Below are 6,421 nucleotides of genomic sequence, written 5' to 3' on the forward strand. Positions count from 1 at the left end.
TGTTCTCTTTTCTTCCGTCTCCCTGTGGGTCCACCCGGCGGGGGTTAAACGCGATACCGCGCCCGGGGCCGGTCGCGATGGCGGCGGGGCCCCGCGGACCACGGTCCGGCTCGGTCCGGGTCAGGCCGGCAGCCGCGTGGCGAGTTCGAGACCGTTGTCCCGCATCACTCGCCTGCTCTGCTCGACCGTGTACTGGAAGTTCTCCAGGTCCTTGATGTAGGAGCCGGGGTCGGCCAGGCCCTCGACGTGCGGATAGTCCGATCCCATCAAGATCTTGTCGACGCCGATGAGGTCGCGCAGCGCGCCCAGTTCGTCCTCGTAGAAGGGGGCCACCCAGATGTGCCGCCTGAACGTCTCGCGGGGGTCTTCGGGATACAGGTACGGGGTCTGGCCGAAGGACTTCTTGAGCTTGTCGAACAGGTGGAAGACCCAGTCGGAGCCCACTTCGATCGAGGCGATCCGCAGCCGGGGGAAGCGCTCGAACAGCCGGTTGGCGAGCATGCTCGCGATGGTGTCCTGAAGGGAGTTCGCCGAGGCCAGGCCGCGGAAGGGGCTGGCGCGGAACGCCTCGGTGAACTCGCTCTCGCCCCAGTCGGCCAGGTACTTGCTGTAGTAGGAGTCGCCGCCGTGGTAGAGCACGGTGATGCCGGCCTCGTTCGCCCGTGCCCAGAAGCCGTCGAACATCGGGTCGGCGGGTGACCTGCCGCCGCCGGGGGTCATGACGGGCCCGCCCACCATGACGACGAAGCGGGCGTCCCGCTCAAGCGCCCACTCCAGCTCCCTGACCGCGTTGTCGGGGTCGACCAGTGTGATGTACGGCGCGGCGAAGATGCGCTCCCGGTAGGCGAATCCCCAGTCCTCGGCGAGCCAGCGGTTGAAGGCGCGGAAGGCCGCGGTGAGCGCGGGCACGTCGTGCAGGAGCGCCTGCTCCATGCCGACACCGAGGGTCGGCAGGAAGATCGCACCCTGCATGCCCTGCTCGTCCATGAGCGCGAGGCGCGCGTCACGGTCGCGGTACTCGGGCCGGATGGGCTCCAACTCGCCGAAGAGTTCGAGTGTCCCCGCCGACTTGGGGTTGCGGCCGCGGAAGTACTCGTCCATGGCACCCGGCTTGGCCACCGGGTCGAAGGTCGGGTTGGGGATGAACTTGTTCACCCGGCCCCCGACCAGGAGCCGGGTCCTGCCGTTGATCGTGGCCCACTGCATCGTTCGCTTGGCGAACCGGGGTTCCAGATGGCGGGTGAAGGCGTCGAGCGCCTCGTAGTAGTGGTTGTCGCAGTCGAAGTATCTGAAGGGCAGGTCAGCCACGGGTTCGTACCTCCCGGTCGTCACGCGCGGCCTTCTTGGGCCGCCGCATGCAATGTAGAACGGGATTTCAGTTGTGGCAAGCATCGATCTCGCCTGCTGTTAGTAGGTGAAGTGCTGCCCGCCTCTTGACGAAACTGAAATCCTGTTTCAGAGTACCGAGCCAGGACTGAAAAGGAGCTCACGATGGCCATGCCGTCCGGAGTGCCCGTCATCGACACGATGATCGGATTCCCGCAGAAGGACTTCTCGCAGTACGACTTCATCCGCAGGCAGACCAGGGACCGGGGGTCGCTGGAGGAGATGCAGTTCCCCGCGGAGTACATGTTCAAGCAGGTCCCCAAGGACCTCCCCGCGGACGACCCGATCGGCCTCACCCTGCGGGAGATGGACCGCTTCGGCATCGTCCAGGGCATGATCGGGGTGTCGGACGAGGTGTCGCGGGCGGCCTTGAAGCGCTACCCCGACCGTTTCATCCCCTCGGGCAACGTCGACGACCCCAACGACGTGATGGGCAGCGTGGCCGCCATCAGGCGAGACTACGAGGAGTACGGGATCCGCGCCGTGGGGTCGTTCCCCGCGGGGACGTTCCCGCAGGTCGCGATCGACGATCCGAAGATGTACCCGGTCTACGCGACCTGCGTGGAACTCGACATCCCCATCTTCGTGTGCGCCGGTATCCCCGGGCCGAGGCTGAAGTTCGCCCCGCAGGAGGTGTCGCGGATCGACACCGTCATGTACGACTTCCCCGACCTGGTCATGGTGACCCGCCACGGCTGTGAGCCCTGGGAGCAGCTCGCGGTGAAGCTGATGCTCAAGTGGCCGAACCTGTACTACTCCACCTCCGCCTTCGCTCCCAAGCACTACCCCGAGGCCATCATCAGGTACGCCAACACCCGGGGCGCCGACAAGATCCTCTACGCGGGTTACTTCCCCATGGGGCTCTCCCTGGAGCGGATCTTCACCGACATGCCGGGCGTGCCCTTCAAGGACGAGGTGTGGCCGAAGTTCCTCTCCGGCAACACCCGGCGCATCCTCAAGCTGGACAGGTGAGGTGACGAGACGATGTCGATCGCACTGACCGAGGACCAGCAGGCGCTCGCCGAGTCCATCGCCGGGTTCACCGCCCGCCACGTGAGCTCCGAGTCGACCCGGGCCGAGTTCGAGGACCTGGCCGCCGGGGTGTGGCCGTCGGTCTGGAGCCATCTGGTGGAGCAGGGCATCCTCGCCATGCACCTGCCCGCCGAGTACGGCGGCGACGACGCCGGGCTCGTCGAGCTCGCCGTCGTGCTGGAGGAGACCGGGCGGGGGCTGATGCCGGGCCCGCTGCTCCCCACCCTGCTGACCAGCCTGGTCGTCGCGCGGCACGGTGGCGGCGACCTGTGCGCCCGGGCGCTGCCGCGCTTCGCGGGCGGCTCCACCGGCGCGTGCGCCACCACGCCGAAGGGCCTTGTCGCGGTGCGCAGGCGGGACGGCTGGCAGGTGACCGGCACGACCGAGCCCGTCCTCGGCGCGCTCAGCGCCGAGCACCTGGTGCTCGGTGCCGAGGCTCCCGAGGGCACCGTCTGGTTCCTGCTGGAGCCGGCGGAGCGGGACGCGGTCAAGGTCTCCCGGCAGCCGGGAGTGGACCTCTCCCGTGACATCGGCTCCGTCACGGCCGAGGGCCTGCTCGTGCCCTTCGACCGGGTGCTCTCCGTCGACAGCACCGAACTGCGCTCGCTCGCGGCCGTGCTGTTCTCCGCGGAGGCCGCGGGCATCGCGCGCTGGTGCCAGGAGAACGGGCTCGGTTACGTCCAGGTGCGCGAGCAGTTCGGCCGGCCGGTCGGTTCCTTCCAGGCCATCAAGCACAAGTGCGCGAGGATGTTCATCCAGAGCCGGCTCATGTCGGCGGCGGCCTGGGACGCGGCCTCGGCCGCCGACCAGGACCGGGAGCAGTTCGCGTTCGCCGCCGCCTCGGCCGCGGTCACCTGCCTCGGCGGTATCGCGGAGCTGGGCCTGGAGACGGTCACCCTGTTCGGGGGCATCGGCTACACCTGGGAGCACGACGCCCATCTGTACTGGCGCCGGGCGATGAGCCTGGCGACCCTGCTGGGTCCCGCGCACGAGTGGGAGGAGAGCACCGGGCGGCTCGCCCGCGTCACCGAGCGGACCAGGGCCGTCGACCTCACCGACGAGCCGGCGGGACTGCGCGCCCGGGTCGCGGAGACGCTCGGCGAGATCGTCTCGGCCCCGCAGGCCGAGCGGCGTCGCCTGCTGGCCGAGGCCGGCCTGGTCTCCCCGCACTACCCCAGGCCGTACGGGCTGGCGGCGGACCCGATCTCGCAGGTCGTGATCTCCCAGGAGTACGAGCGCGCCGGCCTGACCCAGCCCTCGACGGTCATCGGTGAGTGGGCCCTGCCCACCGTCATCGCGCACGGGACCGAGCGGCAGCGCGAACGCTTCGTCATGCCCACGCTCCTCGGCGACATCGTCTGGTGCCAGCTGTTCAGCGAGCCGGGTGCCGGCTCCGACCTCGCCTCGCTGAAGACCCGGGCGGAGAAGGCCGACGGGGGATGGGTGCTCAACGGCCAGAAGGTCTGGACGTCGAGCGCGCACGAGGCCGACTGGGGCATCTGCCTGGCCAGGAGCGACGCCGAGGCCCCCAAGCACAAGGGCCTGAGCTACTTCCTGGTGGACATGCGCTCCGCCGGGGTGGAGGTCCGGCCGCTGCGCGAGGCCAACGGCGGCTACCTCTTCAACGAGGTCTTCTTCGACGACGTCTTCGTCCCCGACGAGTGCCTGGTCGGCAGGCCCGGCGAGGGATGGCGGCTGGCTCGCACCACGCTGGGCAACGAGCGGGTGAGCATGGGGAGCGGCATGTCCGGACCCCGGGAGAATCCCGCCCGCACCGCCGAGGCGCTGGGCGTCGACGGGCCGGCGGTGGTCCGTGACATCGGGGTGCTGACCGCGAAGGTCAACTCCTTCGAGGCACTCGGCCAGCGCGCGTTCGTGCGGCAGCTCTCCGGCCTGCAACCGGGCGCCGAGTCGAGCGTGCTGAAGGTCGTGTCGGCCTGGAACGTCGCCGAGATCCGCGGCACGGAGCTGAGCTGGCTGGGTTCGAGGGCCGGAGTCCTCACCGGCGAGGCCGGCGACGCCGCCCAGGCGCTGCTCTCGGTGCCGCCGCTGCTGATCGGCGGGGGAACCACGGAGATCCAGCTGAACGTGATAGCGGAGCAGGTGCTGCGCCTCCCACGCGAACAGGTTCGATGAGCACCTCCGGTGACGGCGCCTCCGACCTGGCGCTGTTCTGCTTCAGGCTCACGCTGGCCGTCGTCTTCGTCATGCACGCCTGGAACCACGTCTTCGGCGGCGGCCGGATCGAGGGGACCGCGCGCTGGTTCGAGTCACTGGGCATGCGGCCGGGCCGGCTGCACGCCTGGACAGCGAGCCTGACGGAGTTCGGGGCGGGCGTCCTGATCGGGCTCGGCCTGCTCACCCCCCTCGCCTCGGCCGCGGCGATCGCGGTGATGGGGGTGGCACTCGTCACGACACACCTGAGGAACGGGTTCTTCATCTTCCGGCCCAGCGAGGGCTACGAGTACGTGCTGGTACTCGCGGTCTGTGCCGCGACCCTCGCGGGGCTGGGCCCCGGCCGCTGGTCGCTGGACGAGCTGGCGGAGCCGTCCATCGGCGGCTGGGGTCGCCTGGCGGTCGCGGTCGGTCTCGGTGTCTGCGGAGCGGCGGCGCAGCTCGTCGTCTTCTGGCGTCCCGGTACGGCGGCCGGCTCAGGAGCCTGAGCCGCGCACCGGTTCACAGTGATCAAATCAGAGTTCAGGGAGACACCATGGCAGAGCAGGAATCGCGCTATACCGTCATATCGTCGGACACCCATGCCGGGGGAAGTCACGCGATGTACCGGGAGTTCCTGGAGCAGAAGTACCACGACGACTTCGACGCCTGGCGGGGCCGGTACAAGAACCCGTTCAGCGATCTCGGTGACACGCGCCGGTACCGCAACTGGGACGACGAGATGCGCAACTCACAGCAGGACGCGGACGGCGTCGTCGGGGAGGTCATCTTCCCCAACACGGTGCCCCCGTTCTTTCCCAGCTTCGTGCTGTTCGCCCGGCCGCCCAAGCCGGACGAGTACCAGCAGCGCCTCGCCGGAATCCGTGCCCACAACCGCTGGCTGGAGGCGTTCTGCCGGCGGGCGCCGGAACGGCGGGCGGGCATCGGCCAGATCTTCCTCAACGACATCGACGACGCCATCGCCGACGTCCGCTGGATCAAGGAGCACGGGTTGCGCGGAGGCGTGCTGCTGCCCACGATCCCGCCGGACGTCGACTGGATCAAGCCGCTGAACCATCCCGACTACGACCGGCTGTGGGCGGTGTGCGAGGAACTCGAGGTTCCGGTGAACGTACACGGCGGCACCGGCTCGCCGGCGTACGCGCCGCTGCCGTCGTCCGCCCTCATCATGCTCTCCGAGATCACCCACTACTCGCGGCGGCCCCTGCTGTTCATGCTGCTCTCCGGTGTCTTCGAGCGCTTCCCGAGGCTCAAGGTCGTGCTGACCGAGCAGGGCTGCTCGTGGCTGCCGCCCCTGCTGGAGCAGCTGGACACCACCCTGGCGGCGATTCGCGACAGCGGCGCGGTCGGTGAGCTGAGGTTCAAGCCGGAGCACATCCTGCCGAGATCGGCCACCGAGTACTTCCGGCAGAACGTCTGGCTGGGCGTGAGCTTCCCCCAGCGTGCCGACGCCGCCGCGGCCCGCACCCTCGGCATCGACAAGTTCATGTGGGGCAGCGACTACCCCCACGACGAGGGCACCTACCCGTACACGACCATGTCCCTGCGCCAGCTCTTCCACGACTGGCCGGAGGCGGACCTGCGGAAGATCCTCGCGGAGAACGCGGCCGACGTCTACGGCTTCGATCTGGACGCCCTCGCGGGGCCGGCGTCGCGCCTCGGTCCCAGGGTCTCCGAGGTCGCCCAGCCGCTCACCGAGTTGCCCGACAACCCCAACGAGGCCCTGGTCCGCAACGTGACAGCGGCCTGACCCGCCCCGAAGCCGAGGTCGCGCGGGGGGCGGCGGGGGGGCGCGCGCCGGGGCGGGGGGGGCGCCCGGGTTGGAAAG

The 6,421-nt window shown here is 69.5% G+C and carries 5 protein-coding genes; 4 read left to right on the plus strand and 1 reads right to left on the minus strand.

Annotation, left to right across the window (positions count from 1 at the left end):
- Positions 1–120: 120 nt before the first annotated feature.
- Entirely contained in the window at positions 121–1,308 is a 1,188-nt protein-coding gene (locus ABT061_RS37595; RefSeq protein WP_350927139.1) for an amidohydrolase family protein, read from the minus strand.
- A gap of 183 nt (positions 1,309–1,491) precedes the next feature.
- On the opposite strand from ABT061_RS37595, the gene ABT061_RS37600 reads away from it, so the two are divergent.
- Genes ABT061_RS37600 through ABT061_RS37615 form a run of 4 tightly spaced genes read left to right on the plus strand, consistent with a single transcriptional unit; the run spans position 1,492 to position 6,343 of the window.
- Entirely contained in the window at positions 1,492–2,358 is an 867-nt protein-coding gene (locus ABT061_RS37600) for an amidohydrolase family protein (RefSeq protein WP_350927141.1), read from the plus strand.
- A gap of 12 nt (positions 2,359–2,370) precedes the next feature.
- A complete protein-coding gene (locus ABT061_RS37605; RefSeq protein WP_350927143.1) occupies positions 2,371–4,554 on the plus strand; it encodes an acyl-CoA dehydrogenase family protein in 2,184 nt (727 codons plus the stop codon).
- On the plus strand, positions 4,551–5,081 hold the full coding sequence (locus ABT061_RS37610; protein WP_350927145.1) for a DoxX family protein: 531 nt from the start codon (positions 4,551–4,553) through the stop codon (positions 5,079–5,081). Before ABT061_RS37605 ends, ABT061_RS37610 begins: the two co-directional genes overlap by 4 nt.
- Before the next feature lie 47 nt (positions 5,082–5,128).
- Positions 5,129–6,343: an amidohydrolase family protein gene (locus ABT061_RS37615; RefSeq protein ID WP_350927147.1), complete on the plus strand. Its 1,215-nt coding sequence runs from the start codon at positions 5,129–5,131 to the stop codon at positions 6,341–6,343.
- The last annotated feature ends 78 nt before the right edge of the window (positions 6,344–6,421 follow it).

Source organism: Streptosporangium sp. NPDC002544 (assembly GCF_040295965.1).
GTDB lineage: Bacteria > Actinomycetota > Actinomycetes > Streptosporangiales > Streptosporangiaceae > Streptosporangium.

What these genes read in the sequence shown, in the direction of transcription:
- ABT061_RS37610 (WP_350927145.1), top strand. Translation starts at nt 4,551, where the DNA reads ATGAGCACCTCCGGTGACGGCGCCTCCGACCTGGCGCTGTTCTGCTTC.
- ABT061_RS37605 (WP_350927143.1), top strand. Translation starts at nt 2,371, where the DNA reads ATGTCGATCGCACTGACCGAGGACCAGCAGGCGCTCGCCGAGTCCATC.
- ABT061_RS37600 (WP_350927141.1), top strand. Translation starts at nt 1,492, where the DNA reads ATGGCCATGCCGTCCGGAGTGCCCGTCATCGACACGATGATCGGATTC.
- ABT061_RS37615 (WP_350927147.1), top strand. Translation starts at nt 5,129, where the DNA reads ATGGCAGAGCAGGAATCGCGCTATACCGTCATATCGTCGGACACCCAT.